This window comes from Kordiimonas gwangyangensis DSM 19435 = JCM 12864 (assembly GCF_000375545.1).
In the GTDB taxonomy this organism is placed as follows: Bacteria; Pseudomonadota; Alphaproteobacteria; order Sphingomonadales; family Kordiimonadaceae; genus Kordiimonas; species Kordiimonas gwangyangensis.
The window spans coordinates 67608-91564 of sequence record NZ_AQXF01000002.1 but is presented as its reverse complement, the minus strand read 5'-3'; the positions used below and the strand labels follow the sequence as shown (position 1 = coordinate 91564).

Here is a 23957-nt window from a genome sequence, read left to right as displayed (position 1 = left end):
ATGGTGCGGGCGGAGGGACTTGAACCCCCACGTCCGAGGACGCCAGAACCTAAATCTGGTGCGTCTACCAATTTCGCCACGCCCGCACTTAAATCCTCGGATATTCCGCAGCGATAGGTCGCGGGCTAAACCGGATTCATTACACGTGAATTGGACGGGCTTATAACAGGCGCGTGGCGGAGCACAAGTGTTTTTGTTTGCCAATTGTACGGTTTCGTGCCCTGTGAGCACATTTCCCTACGGCAGCACAGCGGGAAGCAGGTCCACAAGGTCAGATGCAATGAGCCCGCGCCCTGCCCGCATGGCAGCCTCGCCCTGAAGCCACACGCCCGCGCACGAAGCCTCAAACGCAGGCATTCCCTGCGCCATAAGCCCGGCGATGATGCCCGAAAGCACATCTCCCGTGCCGCCCACCGACAGCCATGCCGGCGCGTTCGCTGTGATAGCGATGCGTCCGTCAGGCGCTGCAATAAGCGTGGAAACACCCTTGAGCACAACGACAGTGCCAGTTCTACCGGCAGCTTCGCGCACGCCAGAAATACGGTCACGCTCAAGCGAAATATCCGGGAACAGCCGCGTGAATTCGCCTTCATGGGGTGTGAGCACCACGTCGCCATCGCCGTTGAGAATATCAAGCCGACCGACGAGGCTCGTGAGCGCATCAGCGTCAAGCACCATGCTGCGGCCACGGCTGCCCACTTCCTGCACAAGTTCTGCGGTTTTTTCGCTGACACCCGCACCGGGGCCCATCAAGACTACATTAATACGGGTATCGGCCACCATGCTGAGGAAACCGAAAGCGCTATCGAACCGGCGCACCATCACGTCTGTAAGCGCCGCAGCCTGAATGGAATAGGTCTCGCTTGGCGCGGCAAGCGTCACAAGCCCCGCGCCTGAGCGCAGCGCCGACATGCTGGCCAGACGACACGCACCGAGCGTCGGTTCCTTGCCGCCAAGCACAAGAAGATGACCGCGGTGATATTTGTGGGTCGCAGGGCCCGCGTAGGGGAAAGCGTGCCCCCAAAGCGAAGGCTCATTTTCAAATGTATTGGGCTCGATCTTGCCAAGGCATTCGGATGCGATACCAATGTCGACTATATGTATATGCTCACTACCGCCACAGAGGAAGCGGCCGGGGGCAATCACCTGCCCCGGCTTTTTGGTAAAAAACGTGATCGTCGCGTCCGCATGGAAACAGGGACCCAGCGGTTGCCCGGTTGCAGCATTGAGGCCGCTCGGCAGGTCAATCGCGATGCGGAAGGTGTCTTGTCGGTTCGCCTTCTCTATTAATACAGCAATATCGCCTTCAAGCGCGCGTGTAAGGCCCGTGCCAAACAGGGCGTCCACCACCACACACACACCCTTGAAGCTGACTTTTTCCGCGCCCTCAACTGGCCCTTCCCAGCGCACAGCCATGGTTGCCGCGTCGCCCTTCAGGTCAACGGTCGGTACCACGGAGACCACACGGACGCTGTAACCCCAGTCGTCAAGAATGCGAGCAATGACATAGCCGTCGCCGCCGTTGTTGCCGGGACCACAAAGGATCAGCACATCGCCGTCGCACTCATCGGCTGTGCCGATATAGTCACTGATGATTTCTGCCGCGCCGCGGCCTGCATTTTCCATGAGCGTGAGCCCGTCGGTGCCGTGGGCGATTGCCCAGGAGTCCGCTGCGCGGGACTGCTCAGGTGACAATAATATATGGCTGGTCGCTAGCCCCGACACTGCCCATCCCCCATAAAGAATCAGTCGAGCGATTCGACTGAGAATCAGTGGGCAGTGTAACAAAAGAAAAAAGCCCCGGAAGGGGCTTCTTCAAAAAATTCAGAGTGGGGCGAGTGACCGGATTCGAACCGGCGACATCCAGTACCACAAACTGGCGCTCTAACCAACTGAGCTACACCCGCCGTCTCTGAAAATGTGGCGCCTGTTTATGCGCATCGGTGGCGGTTCGTCAAGCGTGAAGTTTCCACTTTATTTGCCATGCGTCATTTTTCTGACAAACGCATGGTCAAGGCTCATACAGTTGCACAAATTTTGTGCACCTTTTCGCACAAAGAACAGTCAGCAGTGCTGTCCAAGTTTTGTGAAATCGCATGTTTCTGCGCGTCACGCTCCTTGGCATGAACCCTGCTTTATCAGGCGCATAACGATAACAATGGTACCAGGAAATGAAGAAGATCGAAGCAATCATTAAGCCCTTCAAGCTCGATGAGGTGAAGGAAGCCCTTCATGACATCGGTATTTCAGGGATCACGGTGACTGAAGCCAAAGGCTTCGGGCGCCAAAAAGGCCATACCGAGCTCTATCGCGGCGCGGAATATGTGGTCGACTTTGTCCCGAAAGTAAAAGTGGAGGTCGTGGTGGCGGCAGACCAGGCGGAACGCGCGGTCGAAGCCATCAAAAACGCGGCTCATACGGGCCGGATCGGTGATGGCAAGATTTTTGTCAGCACCATCGAAGAAGCAATCCGCATTCGTACGGGTGAAACCGGACGCGATGCCATTTAATCGGCCCGGCCAAGCGCCGCGCCAATATATCTTGCTGACCCCTCCCCCGCGCGGACAAGAGGCCGCCTGTCCGGGTCGTTCAGCAAAGGTCGTTTAAAACTAGGGAAAACGGAAATGTCCAAATATACCAATCTGAGTGTCGACGACTTCTTCAAACTTGTTGAAGAAACAGGTGCAGAGTGGATTGACCTGCGCTTCACTGACCCCAAGGGCAAGTGGCAGCACCTCACCATGGCCGCTGACGTTGTTGACGAAGACATGCTGACCGAAGGCTTCATGTTCGACGGTTCCTCGATCGCTGGCTGGAAGGCCATCAACGAGTCCGACATGATCCTCAAAGCTGACCTCAACGCTGTAACGATCGACCCGTTCACCGCTGATGTTACGCTCATCGTATTCTGCGACATTCTTGATCCGGCAACTGGCCAGCCGTACGACCGCGACCCGCGTTCGACCGCGAAGAAAGCAGAAGAATATGTGAAGTTCTCCGGCGTTGGTGATACCGCCTACTTCGGCCCGGAGCCTGAGTTCTTCGTATTCGACGACGTGAAATTCTCGAGCGGCTACCGCGGCGCAATGTACGAAATCGACGACGTTGAAGGCCCGTACAACACGGCTAAAGCGTTTGAAGGCGGCAACTACGGTCACCGTCCGGGCGTAAAAGGCGGCTACTTCCCGGTTGCACCGGTTGACAGCTGCGTAGACCTCCGTGGCGAAATGGTTAAAACCGCCAAGGAAATGGGCCTCAAGATGGACAAGCACCACCACGAAGTGGCCGCTTCCCAGCACGAGCTTGGCATGATGTTCTCCACGCTGACGCAAACCGCTGACAACGTGCAGATCTACAAGTTCGCCGTTCACCAGGTTGCTCACACCTACGGCAAAACCGCGACCTTCATGCCGAAGCCGGTTGCGCAGGACAACGGTTCGGGCATGCACACCCACCAGTCGATCTGGCGCGACGGCAAGCCGCTTTTCGCGGGTTCCGGCTATGCTGACCTTTCTGAAACTGCTCTTTACTATATCGGCGGTATCATCAAGCACGCGAAAGCAATCAACGCCTTCACCAACCCGTCCACGAATAGCTACAAGCGTCTCGTACCGGGCTTCGAGGCTCCGGTTCTGCTCGCTTACTCCGCACGCAACCGTTCCGCTTCCTGCCGTATCCCTTATGGCGCCAGCGCGAAAGCAAAGCGTGTTGAAGTTCGCTTCCCGGATGCGACCGCCAACCCGTACCTCGCGTTCGCAGCCATGCTGATGGCTGGTATCGACGGTATCGAGAACAAGATCCACCCGGGTGATGCCATGGACAAAGACCTCTATGCACTGCCGGCTGAAGAACTGATGGGTGTTCCGACTGTTGCAAGCTCGCTCCGTGAAGCGCTTGAAGCACTCCACAACGACCGTGAGTTCCTCAAGAAAGGCGACGTATTCACCGACGACCAGATCAGCGCCTACATCGAGCTGAAGATGGAAGAAGTGAACCGTCTCGACCTCGCGCCGCACCCGGTAGAGTTCGAAATGTACTACAGCGCATAACTGCTGCAAAAGTAGCACAGGGAGGGGAGCGCTTGTCGCTCCCCTTTTCTTTGGAAATTATTTTTATGGATTCCGTTCCGTTTACCATTTAACAACCCGACGGCTATAGGGTGGCCTTTAGCGGCAGTTTTCCGGGAAAAGCCGCATGGTTGGGATTAACGGGCAAGGATAGGCAGCAGTTTCATGCAGATTGAGTACACAGCAGAACAAGCCGCCATTCAACCACGCCTTGCTGCTGCAAACATCAACGCAGATACGTTTCTGGCGACAGATTATCTCAATCACTACAATGAGATAGTGATGCTCCTTGAGATGATTCCCGACATGCCCGAGCTTGCGGAAGACGCGTCCGACTGGGCGCCCAAAAGTTACCCGCAGCATTTCCTTGATAGCGGTTTTCAGGCCAAAGAACTTGCCGTACAGGCTTACGAGCTTGCACCGTCTCTCATCCGTGCGCAGTTCGAGAAAATCTGTGTCGAGCTAGATAAACTAATCCAAGGCACGCTTGCCGGCATGGCAGCTGTCAATGTGGCCGAGCGCGGTTTCACCCCTGCCGCACAGACATTGATCCGCACTCGCGTCGATGCGATCCAAGGCCTTCTGATGAAGCTCAATCAGGTGATTCACGGCAAGCTTGAGGGTGACATCGAACTGCCAGAGGCGCCGGACGAACTGACATTGCATGATGAAAGCGCGCAAACGCAGGCAGACATCGACAAACTGTTCGACTAGCACCACGCAGACAGATCCCGATAACAAAAAACGCCGGAAACCCGTCGTTTTTTTTGTATTCAGCTCCAACGATTTCAGATGGCGGGACGGAAATCCTCACCCTCTTCGATCACAGCAAGCGAAACGGTTTTCTTGAGGTCCGGATGGCCTTCGCGCGACATGCTTACCAGCGGGTAAGTACTTGAACCGACACTGCTGATGCGCTCAACCACCCATACGGAAGCATGATGATGTTTTGACATATAACGTGCGCCAATGGTCACGCTGGGCTCAACCGGGCCAGCAGCCTCGCCTCTGAACAGGCGTTTTAGCAGACCTACTGAGTTGGCTTTTTCCATCTCATCCCTCCGGAAAGTTGCGGTAAGCCTAAAGCTATCCCGAACCCCTTAAATAAGTTTTAAACCTCCCGTGAATTCTATGTGAATTTTCGCAAAACACACACTATATTTTCTTTTGGTTGAGCTTCCACACCCTATATATTGTTCCGCTTGACGGGAGTGCCGGGACGGTTTACCCCCTGAGTATTCAGCGATTTTCAGGGTGGGTTATGAGCGATCTGTTTCAGGTAACACAGACCAAGTCGGACTATTCCGCAAAAGATATCGAGGTTCTTGAGGGACTAGAACCGGTTAGGCAGCGCCCCGGTATGTATATCGGCGGAACGGACGAGCGTGCTCTCCATCACCTTGTGGCTGAAATTCTCGACAACTCCATGGACGAAGCCGTAGCTGGCCACGCGAGTCGCATCGTTGTATCGCTGCATGAAGACGGCTCTGTCTCTATTTCCGATAATGGTCGTGGTATCCCTACCGACCCTCACCCCAAATACCCTGGCAAGTCGGCGCTTGAGGTCATCATGACCACGCTGCACTCCGGCGGCAAATTCAGCTCGGACGCTTATGCGACATCGGGCGGTCTGCACGGTGTGGGTATTTCGGTCGTGAACGCCCTCAGTGAATGGATGACCGTTGAAGTCGCGCGCGACCGCAACATGTGGAAGCAGAATTATTCGCGCGGCAAAACCACGAGCGGCCTTGAAGACATGGGCCCGGTGAACAACCGCCGCGGCACACAGGTGAGCTTCCTGCCTGACCATGAGATTTTTGGTACGAAGGCCAAGTTGAAGCCTTCGCGCCTCTACCGCATGGCGCGCTCCAAAGCGTACCTGTTCCGCGGTGTTGAAATTCGTTTCCGCTGCGCACCTGAGCTTATCGGCGAAGACGACGACACGCCGACAGAAGCAACCCTGCACTTCCCCGGCGGCCTTGCCGACTTCCTGCAGGACACGGTCAAGAAACGCACCTGTGTCACGAACGAGCCGTTCAGCGGCTTCGTGAAATTCCCGGATGAGGCTGGTCAGGTTGAATGGGCCATCCATTGGCCGGAGTTTGGTGACGGCTTCTCCAGCACCTACTGTAACACGATCCCGACGCCACAGGGCGGCACGCACGAAAACGGTATGCGTAGTGCCTTGGTCCGCGGCCTCAAGGCCTATGCAGAGCTGACGAACAACAAGAAGGCAGCGCAGCTTACGGGTGACGACATCTATGGCACCAGCTGTGCGATGCTTTCGGTGTTTATCCGGGACCCGCAGTTCCAGGGCCAGACCAAGGACAAGCTCTCCACGCTCGATGCGTTCCGGCTGACGGAAAACGCAATCCGTGACGCGTTCGACCACTGGCTTGCTGACCACCCGGACCGCGCAAACGGCCTGCTCACCTGGGCGCTTGAGCGCCTTGAAGAACGCCTGCGCCGCAAACAGGAGCGCGAGATCAAGCGCAAGACCGCTGTGGGCAAACGCAAGCTTCGCCTGCCGGGCAAGTTGACCGACTGTTCAAGCGAAAGCCCCGAAGGCACCGAGATTTATATTGTGGAGGGCGATTCCGCTGGTGGCTCCGCCAAACAGGCGCGGGACCGTAAAACACAGGCCGTGCTGCCGATCCGCGGTAAAATCCTCAATGTGGCTTCGGCCACGCGGGACAAGATTGCCGCCAACCAGGAAATCCGCGATCTTATCCAGGCGCTCGGCTGCGGCACGCGTGACGGGTACGACAGCGCTGCGCTCCGGTACGAAAAAGTCATCATCATGACCGATGCTGACGTCGACGGCGCGCACATTGCTACCCTGCTCATGACCTTCTTCTTCCAGGAGATGCCGGGCATGGTGCGTGACGGCAGGCTTTACCTCGCCATGCCGCCGCTCTACCGCATTGCGCAAGGCGGCAAGGTGATCTATGCCCGCGACGACGCCCACAAGGACGAACTGATGGCGACCGAGTTTAACGGCCGCGGCAAAGTTGAGATCAGCCGATTCAAAGGTCTCGGCGAGATGCCACCCGGCCAGCTCAAGGAAACCACAATGGCACCGGCGAACCGCACCCTGCTGCGCGTGACCTTGCCGCAGGAATATGCCGAGCGCGCTAACGTCAACCAGCTTGTTGACGACCTGATGGGCAAAAAGCCGGAAAAACGCTTCGAGTTTATCCGCGACAACGCCCCTGACGTCGCCGAACTGGATATCTAGGCCAGCGGCAACCTGCCTCTTCCCAAACGCACATCCTGCGATATGATCGCAGGGTCCGTTTGGGGGAAACATAGTGCAAGTTGCAATCATCGGCGCAGGCATCGGCGGCCTGGCGGCTGCCATTTTCATCAAAAAGCTCGGTCACACGGTCACGGTATTTGAAGCGTTTCCAAGCGCTCAGCCCGTCGGCGCAGGTCTTTTGTTGCAATCACCCGGGCAGGAAGTTCTGAGACGCCTCGGTGTGCATGCCGAGGCACTTGCAAACGCGCCTGCAGTCACGCGCCTGCACTCCACCACAAAATCAGGCCACAAACTGCTTGACCTGCACTATGGCGATCTCTCAGGCCCCGCGCGGCACGGCTATGGCGTCACCCGCACCGATCTGCATGGCGCGCTACTTGCCAAGGCAGCGGACGATCAGGTTCCGCTTGAACTCGGCACTCGTATCACTGCGCTGGATGACGACCATATTGTCACCGATGGCGGCACAGCCGGGCCGTTTGACATTATCGTTGTGGCAACGGGCGCTGGCAGCGATTGGCTGGAAAGTGCGCGTTTTGGCCGCACGGCCCCTGCCTACCCGTGGGGCTGTATGTGGACCACAGTGCCACTGCCGAGCAGTCTGTCACCCGACACCTTGCACCAGCGCTGCGACGCCGCCCGAAAGATGGTCGGTCTGCTGCCCATCCAGAAAACCGCAAGCGGGCATAACGCAGCGCTTTACTGGAGCGTATGCAACGCGGATGCTGCAGATTGGCACAATGAGCCCTATGACGCCTTTCTTGACGAACTAGGCGACATCTGGCCCGAGGCGCGGGATGCAGCGGCTGCTGTGGCAAAAGAAAACTTCGTGCACGCGGTCTACCGCGACATCTGGTGCAAACACCCTGTCTCAGCCAACACCGTGTTGATTGGTGACGCAGCCCACGGTACCAGCCCACAGCTTGGGCAAGGTGCCTCCATGGCCCTGCTGGACGCCTATGAACTCGCGCATCAACTTGAACACTGCGACGGCACCGCAGAAGCCCTCTCCGGCTTCGTCCGCTCAAGACGCAGCCAACTGCGTTATGTGCGCTACGCCAGCCGCTTCCTCACCCCTTTGTTCCAAAGCCGCTCCAGCACGCTTGCGTTAATGCGAGACATCTTCTGTGGGCCCGCAACATCGATCCCCGGCGGCTATGGCCTCGCGCTCAAGACTTTGGCGTCAGACGTTTTCACGCCTGCAATAATGCGTGAAGAGCGGCGCTGAACTGCTCGGGCGCCTCAAGCGGCACCAAATGGCCGCACTCCGGCACCTCATAGAACCGGCCTCGCCGCAAGCGTTTAGCCATTTCTTCCTGATGGTTGCGGTTTGAAAGGCCATCCTCGCGGCCAAACATCACCAGCGACGGCATATCGATCTCCGTGAGCAAAGCCATATGGTCTACGCGCGCCATGATAGCTTTCTGCTGACGAATAAGGGCGTCAGCGCCTAGACCCCGCGCCATGGTGTGCACGACCTGTGCGAACTCTGTGCGGTGATGGGGTGCAAGTGCACCTTCCACATAGCTATCCACAAATTGTTCAAACTTCCCGCCTTCGGCGAGGCGAATGGCCTGCTGTCGCTTTTCACGTGCCTCGGGCAGGTCTGCATGGGCATTCGTGCCAACAAGCGCGAGATGGCTAACCCGGTCACCCGCTTGTGCCGCGATCTCAAGCGCCAGATAACCACCCATGGAATTGCCGACAAGGGCAAACCGCGCCGGTGCTGATTTGAGAATATCGGCAGCCATTGCACTTAAATTTTCGCCTTGTGAAATATTCGGCACAATAACTTTTGCGTCGGCTGAAAAACGCGAAATCGCGTGTGAGTACAGCCGACTGTCACATAAAAGTGCCGGTAAAAACATAATTGCGCCTGTGTTTATGCTCATAATCCCGCTTCCCGCATTGACATTGATGCCTTGATACCTATTCTGCGCCTCAAATTAGTAGCGAATAAATGAAGAGATGCGAATGGGTTTCGACCGCCTAGGACTGAGCGAACCAACAATGGTAGCTGTGCGTGAAGCTGGCTACACTGAACCTACGCCTATTCAGGCGCAGGCAATCCCGCAGGTCCTGATGGGCCGCGACGTGCTCGGGATCGCACAGACGGGTACGGGCAAAACCGCATCCTTCACCCTGCCGATGATCGACATTCTCGCTGAAGGCCGTGCCCGGGCACGCATGCCGCGCTCACTCATTCTTGAGCCGACACGCGAACTTGCCGCACAGGTTGCCGAGAACTTTGAGAAATACGGCAAGGAACACAAGCTTACCATGGCGCTTCTGATCGGCGGTGTAAACTTCGCCGACCAGGAAAAGCTGCTCGACCGTGGTGTGGATGTTCTGATCGCGACGCCCGGTCGCCTGCTCGACCACTTTGAGCGCGGCAAGCTGCTGCTCACCGGCATCGACATCCTTGTGATCGACGAAGCTGACCGCATGCTCGACATGGGCTTTATCCCGGACGTCGAGAAAATCTGCGAACGCATCACCAAGAAACACCAGACGCTCTTCTTCTCGGCGACCATGCCGCCACCAATTGAGCGCCTGACCAAACAGTTCCTCGATGACCCCAAGTTTATCGAAGTGGCCCGCACCTCCATGGCGGCCGCGACGATCGAACAACAACTGGTCATCGTTGGCCCGCGTGACAAACGCAAGGCGCTTCGGAAGCTGATCAAGGACGAGCCGGTGAAAAACGGCATCATCTTCTGCAACCGTAAGGTTGACGTGAAGGAAGTTTATAACTCTCTTGCGCGCCACGGCTTCAATGTAGGCCAGCTTCACGGTGACATGGAACAGAGCGAGCGTCTTGAGGTGCTGCGCCAGTTCAAAGCAAATGAAGTGCAACTGCTTTGTGCGTCTGACGTTGCCGCCCGCGGCCTTGATATCGCAGACGTAAGCCATGTGTTCAACTTCGATGTGCCAAGCCACGCAGAAGATTATGTGCACCGCATTGGCCGTACTGGCCGGGCTGGCCGCAAAGGCAAAGCTTTCACCATTGCGACAAGCGGCAAGACCGACACCAAATTTATCGATGCGATCGAAAAGCTGATCGAAAGCAAAATCCCGCGCGCTGGCAAAATTGACTTGGAGCCACCGAAGCCGAAAGTCGCCGCGGACGATATGCCGAAGAAACCGTTCGTCGGTATGGGCCCGCACATGCCTGCCTTCCTTGAGCGCCCGGTAAAAATCGCCCGCAGTCGCCAAGACGAGGCCTAAGCTCCCATCTGTCAGTCACAGGCAAACGCAAATCTGTGTTTGCCTGTATACGCCCCTGCCCTAGTTCACATGCGAAGGGACAAATTTGGGGAGACCACGCTGTGGCTGACTATGAAACGCTCATCCTTGATATCGAAGACGGCCTTGCCATCATTCGCCTGAACCGGCCGGAGCGCCTGAATGCGCTTTCGAACGCCCTGAAGGCTGAGCTTTTGCAAGCCATCCGCCAGATCGCAAAGCCGGATAGCGGCGTGCGGGCGCTTTTGATCACTGGTGAAGGCCGGGCTTTCTGTTCAGGTGCTGATCTTGCCGAAGGTGGTATGAGCACCGACCGCGACATGGGCGCGAACCTGATCGCCACTTACCACCCCATCCTGCTTGAGCTTGCAGCGCTTGATATGCCGGTCATCTCCGCGGTGAACGGCGTGGCAGCAGGCGCTGGCATGAGCATCGCCATATCCGCTGATATCGTGCTGGCTGCCCGCTCCGCCTATTTCCTGCAGGCCTTTGTGAACATCGGCCTTGTGCCTGACGCAGGCAGTACTTTCATCCTGCCGCGCCTTGTCGGCACAGCCCGCGCCCGCGCCATGATGATGCTGGGCGAACGCCTGCCGGCTGAAAAAGCGCTCGAATGGGGCCTTGTCTACGATGTGGTTGATGACGACAAATTGGCAGGGACCGCCAAGGCGCTGGCACAAAAGCTCGCCAAAGGGCCAACCGTCGCGCTTTCCTCGATCCGCAAGCTGATGGTCGCAAGCCATGACAATAGCTATTCGGAGCAGCTTACGATGGAAGCCATGGAACAGCGCAAAACCGGCCGCACCAGCGACTGTGTTGAAGGTGTGATGGCCTTTATCCAGAAGCGGGAGGCCAATTTCACCGGCCGCTAGACCGCTAAAAATACCGCCGTTAAAATTAAGGGTCGCCAAATCGCCACTTTTCATTTTTATTCGAGGGCGTTACAACGTGGCTAAGTCATAAGAACATAACGGCAACAAAGGCACCTTTAGTGTTTAATCCGCTTGCGCTTGTCGGTCAGATCACTCTGTCCGCTCTGGCTGAAATCGGCCGCCTCTCCCGCTTTGCCGGGACGGCGATCTATTCCATCTTCATGCCGCCCATGTATTGGCGGCACGTGCTGCAGCAAATGTGGCTCATCGGCTACAACAGTTTGCCGGTTATTGGCCTCACCGCCCTTTTCACCGGTGCAGCGCTCGCGCAGCAGATTTTTGTTGGTGGTAGCCGCTTTAATGCTTCCTCTGTGGTCCCCGGCGTCGTGGTGATTGCCATCGTGCGCGAACTTGGGCCCGTGCTCGGTGGCCTCATGGTCGCGGGGCGTGTATCCTCTGCCATGGCGGCAGAGCTAGGCACCATGCGCGTGACCGAGCAGATCGACGCGCTTGTCACCCTCTCGACCGACCCATTCAAATATCTCGTGGCCCCGCGCCTCGTGGCTGCGGTTCTGACGCTGCCGCTTCTCGTGATTGTCGCGAATATCATCGGTGTGCTTGGTGGTTTCCTCATTGGTACTGAGCGGTTGGGCCTCAATGCGGGTACATACCTGAAAGTCACGGTAGACTTTCTCGAGCAGACTGATGTCATCTCCTCGCTCGTCAAAGCTGCGGTGTTCGGCTTCTTCATCGCGCTTATGGGCAGCTACCACGGCTATCATAGCCGCGGCGGCGCACAAGGTGTGGGCAAGGCAACCACCAACGCTGTGGTTTCGGCGTTTATTGCCATCCTGCTCTCGAACCTGATCATCACCGTTATCGTGTTTGGAGACGGCGCATGAGCAGCACACCCATGATCCAGCTTGAAAATGTGCACAAGCACTTCGGCCCCAAACAGGTGTTGCGCGGCATTGACCTCTCGGTCGCCAAGGGTGAATCGATGGTCATCATCGGTGGCTCGGGCACCGGCAAATCGGTGATGCTGAAATGCATTCTTGGCCTTCTCGAGCCCACGACCGGCACCATCCATGTGGACGGTGAGGATGTTACTCACCTGCGCGGTCGTGCCCGCAAGGAAGTACTGACCAAATTCGGCATGCTTTTCCAGGGCGCAGCCCTTTTTGACAGCCTGCCCGTGTGGGAAAACGTGGCCTTTGGTCTCATCCAGGGCAAGGGCATGAACAAAAAAGACGCACGCGAAATCGCGACCGAGAAACTGCGCCGCGTGGGTCTGTCACCTGACGTAGGCCTGCTCTCGCCAGCGGAGCTTTCAGGCGGCATGCAGAAACGTGTCGGCCTCGCCCGCGCGATTGCGAGCGAGCCGGAGATCATCTTCTTTGACGAGCCAACAACTGGCCTTGACCCCATCATGGCAGACGTGATCAACGACCTGATCGTTGAGTGCGTGAAAGACCTTGGCGCCACCACACTTTCCATCACCCACGACATGGCCAGCGCGCGCAAGATCGCGGACCGTATCGCCATGCTCTATCAGGGTGAAATCATCTGGGAAGGTGCCAAGGCTGAGGTTGACACCTCCGGTAACGACTATGTTGACCAGTTTATCCATGGTCGTGCCCATGGCCCGATCCAGATGGAACTGCGCAAACTTTAGCCATGGCCAAGAAACTCTCCTCCTACGTCTGTTCAAACTGCGGTGCCGCTTACCGGCGCTGGCAGGGCAAGTGCGACGAATGTGAAGAGTGGAACACCATCGTTGAGGAACAGGCTGCGGTCTCCGGTGCACCAAAGGGCCTTTCGGGCAAAAAGGGCCGCGCGATTGATTTTGTCTCGCTCGACACACCGCTTGAGGAAGCCCCCCGCATCCTCACTGGCATCGCAGAGTTTGACCGCGCGCTTGGCGGCGGCCTTGTGCCCGGTAGCGCCATTCTCATTGGTGGTGACCCCGGCATCGGCAAATCCACCATTCTTTTGCAAGCCATGGGCAAGATGGCAAAAAATGGTGAGGACTGCGTCTATATCTCGGGCGAGGAAGCAACGGCGCAAATACAGATGCGCGCGAACCGGCTTGGCCTGAAAGGCGCGCCCCTCAAACTCGGCTGCGAAACCAGCCTGAGGGATATTCTCACGAGCCTCGATGAAGGCAAGCCGCCGCGTGTCGTGGTGATCGACAGTATCCAGACCCTGTTCGCCGACCATGTGGAATCCGCCCCCGGCACCGTAAGCCAGGTGCGCGTGTGTGCGCATGAGCTGATCAGCTTCGCCAAACGCAAGGGCACGGTGGTGCTGCTTGTTGGCCACGTCACCAAAGACGGCCAGATTGCTGGTCCCCGAGTGCTGGAGCATATGGTGGATACGGTCCTCTATTTTGAAGGTGACCGTGGTCATCAGTTCCGCATCCTGCGTGCGGTGAAAAACCGCTTCGGCGGCACCGATGAGATCGGCGTGTTTGAGATGACGGGCATGGGCCTCAATGAGGTCACCAACCCCTCCGCCCTCTTCCTTGCCGACCATAACGCACGCGAACCGGGCTCAGCCGTGTTTGCGGGCATCGAAGGCTCGCGCCCTGTGCTTGTGGAAATTCAGGCGCTTGTGGCGCGCTCCAGTGCCGCCAACCCGCGCCGCGCCGTTGTTGGCTGGGACAGCGGCCGGCTGGCCATGGTGCTGGCAGTGCTTGATGCTCGCGCCGGCCTCGGCCTTGCAGGCTGTGACGTTTACCTGAACGTCGCGGGTGGCCTCAAAATCACTGAACCGGCTGCTGACCTCGCGGTCGCCGCAGCCCTGATTTCAAGCCTTTCACAAACCGCACTGCCGGATGAAACCGTGGTGTTTGGCGAGATCAGCCTGTCGGGCGATGTTCGTAACGTATCGCAGCCTGAAGCGCGCCTTAAAGAATCCGCCAAGCTCGGGTTTAGTGGCGCACTCACGCCAAAAGTGAAGAAAAACGGCGTGAAAGAAATCAAACAGCAAACGATTTCCCGCGTGGGTGACCTTGTGTCGTTCTTTTTCCCACACGGCGTTGATTAATCGCATTTTCATGTGCGATCCCTTATAATCGCTGCATCTCGCGCCTATATGGCGGCGTGAATGAGGAGAACAAGTTTTGGAAATGTCGACTGATACGCTGACGGCTTTTGACGCGGCGGTGCTTATTATCATCGGGCTTTCAACGCTGTTTGCGTTTGGCCGTGGCTTCGCGACCGTGGCGCTATCCTTTGGCGCATGGGCTGGTGCCCTGCTTGCCACCGTCTTTGGCTTTGAGCTTGCGAGCCCCTATGGCCGTGAGCTTATCAGCCCGCCCGAGCTTGCCGACCTCATCACCCTCGCGGTACTTTTCTTTGTCACGCTCTTTATCCTCAAGCAGGTTGCCGAATTTGTTGGCGGCATGGTGAAGGACAGCCCCGTGGGCATCCTCGACCGCTCGCTCGGTGCCCTGTTCGGCCTGCTACGAGGTGTTGTCATCGTCTCGGTCATCTATCTTGGCTTCGACAAGCTTTTCCCGTCCGAAAACCAGCCAGATTGGATTGAGAACGCCCGCACACGCCCGCTTGTGGCCTGGTCCGCAGGCATGATCGAAGGCTTCGCCGCTGATGCCATGGGCAAACAGTCAACCGATGTCGGCGATGACTACCTCAAACGTGCGGCAGGTGCCGTTCAAAGCCAGTTCATCAATGAAAAGCTTGAGGAACAGGCTGCCAAATATATCGAGGAACAGCGCGACCAGCTTGACGAACTGATGGATGAAGTCGCGAAAGAAAAGAAGCAAAACGGCACTGACTGAGCATCAGTATTGCCTTTTTGCTGCAATATTTCTGTAATTCCGAATTATCCCTATGCAGGGACGGCCTCAGGCGATATATGGGGCGGGCAACACCACCAATTGCCACGCCCAAGGCAGGAATGACGAATGGCCATTAAGCATCCTGATTTCACCACCAATCCTTTTGATGACGACAAGCTGCATGAAGAATGCGGCGTTTTCGGCATCTTCGGCACGCCAGACGCAACCGCCCACTGCGCCCTAGGCCTGCACGCCCTGCAGCACCGCGGCCAGGAAGCCGCCGGTATCACCGCTTTTGACGGGGAAAACTTCTCCACGAAACGTGTGCTCGGGCATGTTGCCGACAATTTCACCAGCCAGGATGTGATCGACAGCCTGCCAGGTGACGCGGCCATCGGCCACACACGCTATTCCACCACAGGCGGCACGGTGCTTCGCAACTGCCAGCCCCTGTTCGCTGAATTCGCCTCCGGTGGCTTCGCTGTTGCCCACAACGGCAACCTCACAAACGCGGCGCACCTCCGTAAATCCCTCGTGCAGCGCGGGTCGATCTTCCAGTCCACCTCGGATTCGGAAGTGATCATCCACCTCATCGCCATGAGCCGCTACCGCACGCTTCTGGACCGCTTTATCGATGCGCTCCGCCAGATTGAAGGCGCTTATTCGCTCGTCTCGCTCACCAAGGAAGGCCTCATCGGCGTTCGTGACCCGATGGGTGTGCGTCCGCTGGTGCTTGGTAAACTTGAAGACGCATACATCATGTGCTCCGAGACATGCGCGCTCGACATCATTGGCGCCGAATATGTGCGCGACATTGAACCGGGTGAGCTTGTGATCATCACAAGCGAAGGCATCACCAGCCACAAGCCCTTCCCGGAAGAGCATCCGCGCCCCTGTATCTTCGAGCACGTCTATTTCGCCCGCCCGGACAGCTACATGGACCATATGAGCGTGTATGAAGTCAGGAAGCGCATCGGTGCGGAACTCGCGCGTGAAAACACGGTCGACGCCGACCTCGTGATCCCGGTACCTGACAGCGGCACGCCCGCTGCCATCGGTTACGCGCAGGAATCCGGCATCCCGTTTGAGCTTGGCATCATCCGCAACCACTATGTGGGCCGTACCTTCATTGAGCCGTCCGACCAGATCCGCCACTTCGGCGTGAAACTGAAACACAATGCGAACCGCTGGCACATCGCCGGCAAGCGCATCGTGCTGGTGGACGACAGTATCGTGCGTGGCACAACTTCGATGAAGATTGTGACCATGATGCGCGAAGCTGGCGCCACGGAAGTACACATGCGTATCGCTTCCCCGCCAACAGCCCACAGCTGCTTCTACGGTGTGGACACGCCTGAGCGCAAAAAGCTGCTGGCAGCCCGTATGGACATCGACGCCATGCGCGAGCATATCGGCGCAGACAGCCTTGCCTTCCTCTCGATCGACGGGCTTTACCGCGCGGTCAATCACAAGGAAGGTCGCAACAACAAGTGCCCGGCTTTCTGTGACGCATGTTTCACCGGCGATTACCCGACGGTACTGACCGACCAATCTGAAGCTGAGCGGGACGACAATCAACTCGACCTGATCGCATCTACAGGAAACTGACCATGAGCAAACCACTTCAAGGCCGCCGGGCTCTCGTGACCGGCGCATCCCGCGGTATTGGCAAGGCTGTAGCCCTTGCCCTCGCAGACGCCGGTGCAGATGTCATTGCTGTCGCCCGTGCACGCAGCCAGGGTGCCCTTGAAGACCTAGACGACCAGATCCGCGCCAAAGGTCAGTCCTGTACCCTCGTGCCCATGGATCTCAAGGATTTTGACGCCATCGACCGTCTCGGCGGCGCTATTTTTGAGCGTTGGGGCAAACTCGACATCCTCGTGGGTAACGCAGGGGTGCTTGGCACCATCTCGCCCCTCGGCCATATCGGCGTGAAGGACTGGGCTGAGTTGATGGATGTAAACGTGACCGCGAACTGGCGCCTCATCCGCTCCATGGATCCGCTTCTGAAGCAGTCTGACGCAGGCCGCGCGATCTTTGTTACCTCGGGTGCTGCTGGCAAGCACAAGCAGCACTGGGGCGGCTATGCTGTCTCGAAAGCTGCACTTGAGGAACTTGTTCTAACTTACGCTGCAGAAAGCAAAATTTCTGGCGTAAAGGTCAATATGGTTGATCCCGGCCCCATCGCCACGCACATGCGCGCGAAAGCAGTACCGGGCGAAGACCCGGCAAGCCTGCCAAAGCCTGCTGACATCGCACCGCTCTTTGTTGAGCTTGCTAGCCCCACATGCGAGAAGTCTGGCGAACGTATCAGCTTCTACGACTGGGCAGGCATCAAGCGGGCCTGATAGACGCGGACGGACGGGGATAGAATATGAGCAAACGTATCGCCCTCGTCAGCCTTGTCGTCGCCGACTATGACGAGGCTATTGAATTCTACACCCAGAAATTCGGCTTTGAACTGATTGAGGACACCGCGCAGCCCGGCAAACGCTGGGTCGTTGTGGCACCGAGGGGCGATGGTGGTTGTCACCTCCTGCTCGCCAAAGCCAAAAACGCTGCTGAGCGATCCGCTATTGGCAACCAGACCGGCGGGCGCGTTTTCCTGTTCCTCGAAACTGACGATTTTGATAAGGATTATCAGGAATATCTGGCAGCAGGCATTAAGGTCGTGCGCCCGAAGAAGGTCGAAGAATATGGCAAGGTCGCAGTATTTGAAGACATCTACGGCAACATGTGGGACCTTATCGAGCGCCCGGGCAGCTAGGCCCAGCCCTACTTCGTAATCGAGAGCAGCTTCTCGGCCGCCGCTGACACCGTCAACTCACCCTCGCTCACTGCTCTCTTGAGCTCAGGAAGCGCTGAGCGCACGCCCTCGTTCCCATAAAAGCTTTGCAGCAAACGGTCACGCACTTGGGCGTCAAGCCAAGTGAGGCGCTGTTCGGTGCGGCGTGTCTCACGCTCACCGCTTTCCGTCATGATACGCGCGTGTTTCTCGATCTGCCCCCAAAGCTCAGGCACGCCTTCGCCCTTGAGGCCAGAGCAGGTCACGACTGGCGGATGCCAGCTCGGGCTCGCATCCGTCAGGATATGAAGCGCGGACTTATATTCCCGCACCGCCTGCTTGAGCTTCTCAGCGAAGATATCAGCCTTATTGATGGCGACCATGTCCGCAAGCTCAAGAATGCCCTTCTTGATGCCCTGTAGCTCATCGCCGGCACCAGGCAGCATGAGCACGAGGAAAAAGTCCACCATATCGGACACCATGGTCTCCGACTGGCCGGTACCAACCGTTTCCACCAGCACCACATCAAAGCCCGCGGCCTCGAGAACCACCATGGTTTCACGTGTGGCACGCGCTACACCGCCCAGCACGCCCGAACTGGGACTTGGGCGGATAAAGGCGTCATCACAGGCCGAAAGCTTCTCCATGCGGGTTTTATCGCCAAGGATAGACCCGCCCGTGCGCCCGCTTGAAGGGTCCACAGCGAGCACGGCCACCTTATGCCCCGCGTCCACGAGCCACATGCCGAGCCCCTCGATGAAGGTAGACTTGCCCACACCGGGAACGCCAGAGATGCCCACACGCTGTGCACCGCCCGAGTGCGGCAACAGCTTGTGCAGGAGGTCCTGCGCTTTTTCCTGATGCTTGGGGTTGCGGCTTTCAATCAGGGTGATGGCACGGCCGATGAGCGCGCGGTTTCCCGCGCGCACGCCGTCATAAAGCTCGTCTACTGTGGGCTGCTTTACTGTGCCGGCCACAAAGCCCCCTATTCCGCTGCTTGCGCGTAACCTAGCCGCACGTTGAGCTTATCGATCAGCTCCCCGGCAGCATTTGCGACCACAGTGCCCGGCGGGAAAATCGCCTCAGCGCCCGCGGCACGCAGGGCATCATAGTCCTGCGGCGGAATCACGCCGCCTGCGACAATCATGATATCCTCACGGCCCAGCTTTTTCAGTTCGGCCTTCAGCTCCGGCACGAGTGTCAAGTGACCTGCCGCGAGCGAAGATGCGCCGATGATGTGAACATCGTTCTCGACCGCTTGCCGCGCGGCTTCCGCCGGTGTCTGGAACAAGGGGCCGATATCCACATCAAAGCCAAGGTCAGCAAAGGCGGAAGCAATGACTTTCTGGCCACGGTCGTGCCCATCCTGCCCCATTTTGGCGACAAGGATACGTGGGCGGCGGCCGTCCTCGGCCTCAAACGCATCCACAAGCTCGTGCACCCGTTTAACCGCCGGGTTGTTCTTGCCAACCTCTGCCTTGTATACGCCTGTCACAGCCCTGATCTCCGCCTTGTGACGCCCGTAAACCTTCTCAAGCGCATCGGTGATTTCACCGACTGTCGCCTTGGCGCGCGCCGCATCAACCGCGAGCGCCAGCAAGTTACCCTCGCCCGTCTCGGCCGCTTTCGTCAAGCGGTCAAGCATGCTGGCGACGTCTTGCCCGTTACGCTCCGCCTTCAAGCGCTTGAGTTTATCAAGCTGGGCGGCACGCACGGCGCTGTTGTCGACCTTGAGGACATCAACTTCTTCGGTCTCATCAAGCTGGTATTTGTTGACGCCCACAACGGTCTGGCGGCCGCTATCGATGCGGGCCTGCGTGCGCGCGGCGGCGTCTTCGATGCGCAGTTTCGGAATGCCGGCTTCAATCGCCTTGGCCATGCCGCCTTCACGCTCGACTTCCTCAATGTGCGCCCAAGCTTTAGCGGCGAGGTCGGCCGTGAGCCTCTCCACATAATAGCTGCCGCCCCAGGGGTCGATCAGCTTGCATGAACCGGTTTCCTGCTGGATGAAAAGCTGGGTATTGCGCGCGATACGAGCCGAGAAATCGGTCGGCAGTGCAAGCGCTTCATCAAGCGCGTTGGTGTGCAGGCTTTGTGTGTGTCCGTGTGCGGCGGCCATGGCCTCGATGCAGGTACGGCCCACATTGTTGAACACATCCTGTGCGGTGAGCGACCAGCCTGACGTCTGACAGTGCGTGCGCAGCGAGAGAGACTTGGGGTTCTTCGGGTCAAACTGCTTCACGAGCTTGGCCCACAGCATGCGCGCGGCGCGCATCTTGGCCACTTCCATGAAATAGTTCATGCCAATCGCCCAGAAGAAGCTGAGACGCGGCGCAAACGCATCCACGCTCATGCCCGCTTTAACGCCGGCGCGGATATACTCCACCCCGTCTGCGAGCGTATAGGCAAGCTCAAGGTCCGCCGTCGCGCCCGCTTCCTGCATATGGTAGCCGGAAATGGAGATGGAGTTGAACTTGGGCATATTCTCTGACGTGTAGGCAAAAATGTCAGAGATGATGCGCATCGACGGGCTGGGGGGGAAAATATAAGTATTCCGCACCATGAATTCCTTGAGGATATCGTTCTGGATCGTGCCTGCGAGCTTGTCAGGGCTCACACCCTGCTCCTCAGCTGCCACGATATAGAGCGCGAGGATCGGCAGCACTGCGCCGTTCATCGTCATGGAAACCGACATCTGATCGAGCGGGATTCCGTCAAACAGCGTGCGCATGTCATATATGCTGTCAATCGCCACACCAGCCATGCCCACATCACCGGTCACACGCGGATGGTCGCTATCGTAGCCACGGTGCGTGGCAAGGTCGAACGCGACCGACAGGCCTTTCTGCCCGGCAGCCAGGTTGCGGCGGTAGAAGGCGTTGCTGTCCTCCGCCGTGGAGAAACCGGCATACTGGCGCACCGTCCACGGGCGCTGCACATACATGGTCGGGTATGGTCCGCGCAGGAAAGGCGCAATGCCCGGGCGCGTGTCAAGAAAATCGAGGCCTGCAACATCGCCAGCCGTGTAGCTGCCCTTGATCTCGATACCCTCAGGCGTCATGCGGCTTTCGCCGGCTTGACCGGCGCTCGCTGCAGCGCTTTTCAGCGCCATTTTGGTGAAATCGGGGTTCCGGCTCATGCGTCGTCTCCCATCATGTCATAGGCCCTTGTGAGCGTATCGAGAACGTCTGCGCCCATGAAAATAAACTCATCCACACCAGCACCCGTCAGCGCATCCGCGTTTACCGGGCGACCCGCGACATAGATACGACCCGCGCCCGCTGACTTCAGTGTTTCTGCGGCCTTCAGGCCCATGTCTTCATACTGCGCATCAGTGCCGCAAATCACAGCGAAAGCTGCGCCGCTCTCGGCAAAGGCTTTCGCGAGCGCGTCCATCTCAGTGAAGCCGCCCGTTGCGAGTGCTTCAATGCCGCCTGCTTCAAAGAAGCTTTTGGCGAATGTCGCGCGCGCGGTGAAATCAGCCACCCGGCCAAGGCCAGCCACAAACACCTGGGGACGTTTGCCTGCGGCGTCCAGCATCGCGTCAGAGCGCGCACGTAGCGCCTCGAAGTCTTCCGCCAGTCGGTGTAACGTCAGCGGCGGGTTCACTTCACCCGCCGGTGCAATGTCGGCAGGCAAATCGGGCATACCGCCAAGGTTTGAGAGCGGCTTTTCATGAATGTCCGGAAACTCGGATACACCAGTGATAGCATCCTTGCGCTTGGCAATATTCACCTTGCGCACAGCCCACGCAGCTGACGTCATTTGATGAATAAAACCAGACCGCAGCACCTTGAGCATGCCACCTTCAAATTCAATTTTCTGGAATATTTCCCATGCCTTATTGCATAGTTCTGAAGTAAGACTTTCAACTGCAAAGGAACCTGCCGCCGGGTCCTCAGGGCTATAAAGCCCACTTTCTTCCTGCAGCATGATCTGGATATTGCGGGCAATGCGGCGGGCGGACTTGCCGCTCAGGCCCAGCATGGTGTCATGGGGCAACACGCTCACGGAATAGGCACCACCCGTACCAGCCGCGAAGGTCGCCGCTGTGCCGCGCAGGATGTTCACCCACGGGTCCTTGACGGTCATCATACGCAGGCTGGTGACCGCGTGCAGGCGGCCATGCCATGTGTCACCGAACGCTTCATAAACCTGAGCAAGGAGGCGCGCCGCAGCGCGGAACTTAGCCATACCCATAAAGATGTCCGCGTCCACGGCCAGCACCGGCTCAATCTCTGCACCCCGTCCATCTGTCGCACGCATATAGGCCGTAACGGTTGCGAGCATACAGGCCAGTTCTTGGGCTTCTGTCGCGCCCGCGTTATGATAGACGGTCGCATCCGCGCGGAAAGTGCTGACATTCCGCCACGCCTTCGGCTTCTGTTTGAGCGCGATGTCCGCCGCTTTTTCAATCGCCTCTTCGGCCTTTTCCTTCAACCGCCCTGTACCGGCGAGCGTTCCAAGCGGATCACAGCCCAGGTTGCCATGGAAAGCCTCAGCCTGCGCCTGCGGGCGCTCATTCAGCATTGCGATCATGGCCGCCGCACCCGCTTCATACTCCTCACCCGGCATCAGGTAGAAGCGCGCCATATTGAGGTAAACACCGTCAAGTGCGGCACCAAGGTCCGCGGCTTTCAGGCCCGGCGCATAACCGGCTTCAAGCTTGATCGCCAGCGCTTCAACGCCGCGCTCCAGGTCCTCGAGGATATCGGCGTTCATCTGCGCCGCATCGGGGTTCCAGTGCGGGCTGGTGATGGTCCAGTTCCCGGCGCGGGTATGGGGCTGCGGCTCAATCCGGGCATTATCACGGGTATAAAGCGCCTCGATCTCGATGCCGTCGTAGCTGAGGCTTTTCATTGCCTTGTCAAACGGTTTGCCGCCAAGCGCCTTGTCCACAAGCGCGCGCCATGCGTCATCGCTCGCGCCGTCAAAGTCACCTGCCAGTTTCAAGCTGTTGTCAGCCATAATCAGCCCTTCCCTTACTCAAATCCTTACACGGCACTGACGAGCCGGATGGTCGCCAATACCAGAAATATGCCGAACGCGATGCTCAGCGCCCGCTTGGGCAGCTTATGCGCTACTTTAGCACCGATGGGTGCCATAATCACGGCGGCAATCGCCACCACAGCTGCGGACGGCAGGTGGATAAAGCCCGCCATGCCAGACGGCATGCCGTCAATATTCCAGCCACCGATCAGATAGCCGAAACCGGCGGCAACGCTGATCACGAGCCCGATGAGCGACGCGGTGCCGACAGCGCGGTAAATCACAACGCCGTAGAGCGACATATAGGGCACCGAAAAACTGCCGCCGCCAATGCCCATGACAGCGGAGAAAAAGCCGATAAGCCCCGGCCCCAGATAGCGGAAAATCCCGCCCGGCAAGTCGTCACCCAGCTTCCAGCGCTCAAGCGGCAGCAGCATTTTGGCGGCGAGGAACGCCGCGAGGGTGGCGAAAAAATACACAAGTTCTGCGGTCTTGAGCGTTTTGGCGAAAAAGCTGCCTGCGATAGCACCAATCGCAATCACCCAGACCCAGTCCTTCACAATCGACCAGTCCACACCGCCCTTCTTGTGATGGGCATAAACAGACGACAGGTTGGTAGCGATGATAATGGTGAGCGACGTGGCGATGGCCACATGCATGCGCCATTCGTGCGGCACACCGATTTCGCCGTATACAAGGAAAAGCGCGGGGATGGTGACAATGCCACCACCAATGCCGAGTAACCCGGCGAGAAAGCCGGCAACAAGCCCGGCGCCAATCAGCGGCAAGCTATAAAGCAGTATCTCTGGCACGCGGCCTTCCCTCCCTTGTTACGCTACGGCAGCTTATATGTTTTGTGCAGCGCCACAACGTGGCCCGCACTTTACTGCAGTGCAGCAAAATCGCAAGAGGGGAATCTGTCGTCCACGGAGAGGCT

At 58.0% G+C, this 23957-nt stretch carries 21 protein-coding genes and 2 tRNA genes; 14 read left to right on the top strand and 9 right to left on the bottom strand.

From position 1 onward, the window contains the following. Window position 1: 1 nt before the first annotated feature. From B150_RS0105335 to B150_RS0105325, 3 genes are all read right to left on the bottom strand, one after another. Window positions 2-86 (bottom strand) — tRNA-Leu (locus B150_RS0105335). A gap of 151 nt (window positions 87-237) precedes the next feature. Further along, window positions 238-1725, bottom strand: coding sequence for a bifunctional ADP-dependent NAD(P)H-hydrate dehydratase/NAD(P)H-hydrate epimerase (locus tag B150_RS0105330; RefSeq protein WP_026168218.1), 1488 nt, complete (start codon window positions 1723-1725; stop codon window positions 238-240). A 105-nt stretch (window positions 1726-1830) separates the two neighbouring features. After that, window positions 1831-1907 (bottom strand) — tRNA-His (locus B150_RS0105325). A gap of 264 nt (window positions 1908-2171) precedes the next feature. Between B150_RS0105325 and B150_RS0105320 the strand changes: the two genes are divergently transcribed. The 3 genes from B150_RS0105320 to B150_RS0105310 all read left to right on the top strand — a co-directional run bounded on the left by B150_RS0105320 (window position 2172) and on the right by B150_RS0105310 (window position 4781). Beyond that, the gene (locus B150_RS0105320; RefSeq protein WP_020398861.1) at window positions 2172-2510 is read left to right on the top strand and encodes a P-II family nitrogen regulator; all 339 of its coding nucleotides are present in this window, start codon (window positions 2172-2174) and stop codon (window positions 2508-2510) included. Between the two features lie 114 nt (window positions 2511-2624). Continuing rightward, window positions 2625-4049: a type I glutamate--ammonia ligase gene (gene glnA / locus B150_RS0105315; RefSeq protein WP_020398860.1), complete on the top strand. Its 1425-nt coding sequence runs from the start codon at window positions 2625-2627 to the stop codon at window positions 4047-4049. A 183-nt stretch (window positions 4050-4232) separates the two neighbouring features. Further along, window positions 4233-4781 carry a hypothetical protein gene (locus tag B150_RS0105310; protein WP_020398859.1) on the top strand — a complete coding sequence of 183 codons (549 nt, stop codon included), beginning with the start codon at window positions 4233-4235 and terminating at the stop codon, window positions 4779-4781. A 74-nt stretch (window positions 4782-4855) separates the two neighbouring features. Here the strand turns inward: B150_RS0105310 and B150_RS0105305 are convergent, their stop codons facing one another. Continuing rightward, entirely contained in the window at window positions 4856-5119 is a 264-nt protein-coding gene (locus B150_RS0105305; RefSeq protein ID WP_020398858.1) for a hypothetical protein, read from the bottom strand. A 209-nt stretch (window positions 5120-5328) separates the two neighbouring features. On the opposite strand from B150_RS0105305, the gene parE reads away from it, so the two are divergent. Together parE and B150_RS0105295 are read left to right on the top strand one after the other, a co-directional pair. Then, window positions 5329-7305: a DNA topoisomerase IV subunit B gene (gene parE, locus B150_RS0105300; RefSeq protein WP_020398857.1), complete on the top strand. Its 1977-nt coding sequence runs from the start codon at window positions 5329-5331 to the stop codon at window positions 7303-7305. A gap of 73 nt (window positions 7306-7378) precedes the next feature. Then, entirely contained in the window at window positions 7379-8554 is a 1176-nt protein-coding gene (locus tag B150_RS0105295) for an FAD-dependent oxidoreductase (RefSeq protein ID WP_020398856.1), read from the top strand. Here the strand turns inward: B150_RS0105295 and B150_RS0105290 are convergent. Beyond that, on the bottom strand, window positions 8520-9194 hold the full coding sequence (locus B150_RS0105290; RefSeq protein WP_425311190.1) for an alpha/beta fold hydrolase: 675 nt from the start codon (window positions 9192-9194) through the stop codon (window positions 8520-8522). The two genes, B150_RS0105295 and B150_RS0105290, sit on opposite strands and share 35 nt — an antisense overlap. Window positions 9195-9300: 106 nt before the next feature. Between B150_RS0105290 and B150_RS0105285 the strand changes: the two genes are divergently transcribed. The 9 genes from B150_RS0105285 (at window position 9301) to B150_RS0105245 (ending at window position 18013) form a co-directional block, all read left to right on the top strand. Next, window positions 9301-10554, top strand: coding sequence for a DEAD/DEAH box helicase (locus B150_RS0105285; protein ID WP_020398854.1), 1254 nt, complete (start codon window positions 9301-9303; stop codon window positions 10552-10554). Between the two features lie 101 nt (window positions 10555-10655). Further along, a complete protein-coding gene (locus B150_RS0105280; RefSeq protein ID WP_020398853.1) occupies window positions 10656-11444 on the top strand; it encodes an enoyl-CoA hydratase-related protein in 789 nt (262 codons plus the stop codon). A 119-nt stretch (window positions 11445-11563) separates the two neighbouring features. Beyond that, a complete protein-coding gene (locus B150_RS0105275; protein WP_020398852.1) occupies window positions 11564-12346 on the top strand; it encodes an MlaE family ABC transporter permease in 783 nt (260 codons plus the stop codon). Continuing rightward, window positions 12343-13119, top strand: coding sequence for an ABC transporter ATP-binding protein (locus B150_RS0105270; RefSeq protein ID WP_020398851.1), 777 nt, complete (start codon window positions 12343-12345; stop codon window positions 13117-13119). Before B150_RS0105275 ends, B150_RS0105270 begins: the two co-directional genes overlap by 4 nt. A gap of 2 nt (window positions 13120-13121) precedes the next feature. Continuing rightward, window positions 13122-14492 (top strand): DNA repair protein RadA, encoded by a 1371-nt coding sequence (radA, locus tag B150_RS0105265; RefSeq protein WP_020398850.1) that lies wholly within the window; start codon window positions 13122-13124, stop codon window positions 14490-14492. Between the two features lie 82 nt (window positions 14493-14574). Then, window positions 14575-15246 (top strand): CvpA family protein, encoded by a 672-nt coding sequence (locus B150_RS19845; protein WP_155859953.1) that lies wholly within the window; start codon window positions 14575-14577, stop codon window positions 15244-15246. Between the two features lie 126 nt (window positions 15247-15372). Further along, entirely contained in the window at window positions 15373-16854 is a 1482-nt protein-coding gene (gene purF / locus B150_RS0105255) for an amidophosphoribosyltransferase (protein ID WP_020398848.1), read from the top strand. A 2-nt stretch (window positions 16855-16856) separates the two neighbouring features. After that, on the top strand, window positions 16857-17594 hold the full coding sequence (locus B150_RS0105250) for an SDR family NAD(P)-dependent oxidoreductase (RefSeq protein WP_020398847.1): 738 nt from the start codon (window positions 16857-16859) through the stop codon (window positions 17592-17594). A gap of 26 nt (window positions 17595-17620) precedes the next feature. Beyond that, window positions 17621-18013 (top strand): VOC family protein, encoded by a 393-nt coding sequence (locus B150_RS0105245; protein ID WP_020398846.1) that lies wholly within the window; start codon window positions 17621-17623, stop codon window positions 18011-18013. An 8-nt stretch (window positions 18014-18021) separates the two neighbouring features. Here the strand turns inward: B150_RS0105245 and meaB are convergent, their stop codons facing one another. From meaB to B150_RS0105225, 4 genes are read right to left on the bottom strand one after another with little or no spacing between them, the layout of a single operon-like run. Further along, complete coding sequence (gene meaB / locus B150_RS0105240) at window positions 18022-19008, bottom strand: methylmalonyl Co-A mutase-associated GTPase MeaB (RefSeq protein ID WP_020398845.1); 987 nt, start codon at window positions 19006-19008, stop codon at window positions 18022-18024. Between the two features lie 8 nt (window positions 19009-19016). Continuing rightward, entirely contained in the window at window positions 19017-21170 is a 2154-nt protein-coding gene (gene scpA / locus B150_RS0105235; protein WP_020398844.1) for a methylmalonyl-CoA mutase, read from the bottom strand. Beyond that, a complete protein-coding gene (locus tag B150_RS0105230; RefSeq protein WP_020398843.1) occupies window positions 21167-22999 on the bottom strand; it encodes a methylmalonyl-CoA mutase family protein in 1833 nt (610 codons plus the stop codon). The genes scpA and B150_RS0105230 overlap by 4 nt, the downstream gene beginning before the upstream one ends. 26 nt (window positions 23000-23025) lie before the next feature. Further along, window positions 23026-23832, bottom strand: a complete 807-nt coding sequence (locus B150_RS0105225) for a sulfite exporter TauE/SafE family protein (protein ID WP_020398842.1) — start codon at window positions 23830-23832, stop codon at window positions 23026-23028. Between the last annotated feature and the right edge of the window lie 125 nt (window positions 23833-23957).

Excerpts from the sequence above, each read along its gene's own strand:
- B150_RS0105245 (WP_020398846.1), top strand. The coding sequence starts at position 17,621 with ATGAGCAAACGTATCGCCCTCGTCAGCCTTGTCGTCGCCGACTATGAC.
- B150_RS0105320 (WP_020398861.1), top strand. The coding sequence starts at position 2,172 with ATGAAGAAGATCGAAGCAATCATTAAGCCCTTCAAGCTCGATGAGGTG.
- B150_RS0105250 (WP_020398847.1), top strand. The coding sequence starts at position 16,857 with ATGAGCAAACCACTTCAAGGCCGCCGGGCTCTCGTGACCGGCGCATCC.
- B150_RS0105310 (WP_020398859.1), top strand. The coding sequence starts at position 4,233 with ATGCAGATTGAGTACACAGCAGAACAAGCCGCCATTCAACCACGCCTT.
- B150_RS0105230 (WP_020398843.1), bottom strand. The coding sequence starts at position 22,999 with ATGGCTGACAACAGCTTGAAACTGGCAGGTGACTTTGACGGCGCGAGC.
- purF (WP_020398848.1), top strand. The coding sequence starts at position 15,373 with ATGGCCATTAAGCATCCTGATTTCACCACCAATCCTTTTGATGACGAC.
- B150_RS19845 (WP_155859953.1), top strand. The coding sequence starts at position 14,575 with ATGTCGACTGATACGCTGACGGCTTTTGACGCGGCGGTGCTTATTATC.
- glnA (WP_020398860.1), top strand. The coding sequence starts at position 2,625 with ATGTCCAAATATACCAATCTGAGTGTCGACGACTTCTTCAAACTTGTT.
- B150_RS0105305 (WP_020398858.1), bottom strand. The coding sequence starts at position 5,119 with ATGGAAAAAGCCAACTCAGTAGGTCTGCTAAAACGCCTGTTCAGAGGC.
- B150_RS0105270 (WP_020398851.1), top strand. The coding sequence starts at position 12,343 with ATGAGCAGCACACCCATGATCCAGCTTGAAAATGTGCACAAGCACTTC.
- B150_RS0105290 (WP_425311190.1), bottom strand. The coding sequence starts at position 9,194 with ATGTTTTTACCGGCACTTTTATGTGACAGTCGGCTGTACTCACACGCG.
- parE (WP_020398857.1), top strand. The coding sequence starts at position 5,329 with ATGAGCGATCTGTTTCAGGTAACACAGACCAAGTCGGACTATTCCGCA.
- B150_RS0105285 (WP_020398854.1), top strand. The coding sequence starts at position 9,301 with ATGGGTTTCGACCGCCTAGGACTGAGCGAACCAACAATGGTAGCTGTG.
- radA (WP_020398850.1), top strand. The coding sequence starts at position 13,122 with ATGGCCAAGAAACTCTCCTCCTACGTCTGTTCAAACTGCGGTGCCGCT.
- scpA (WP_020398844.1), bottom strand. The coding sequence starts at position 21,170 with ATGAGCCGGAACCCCGATTTCACCAAAATGGCGCTGAAAAGCGCTGCA.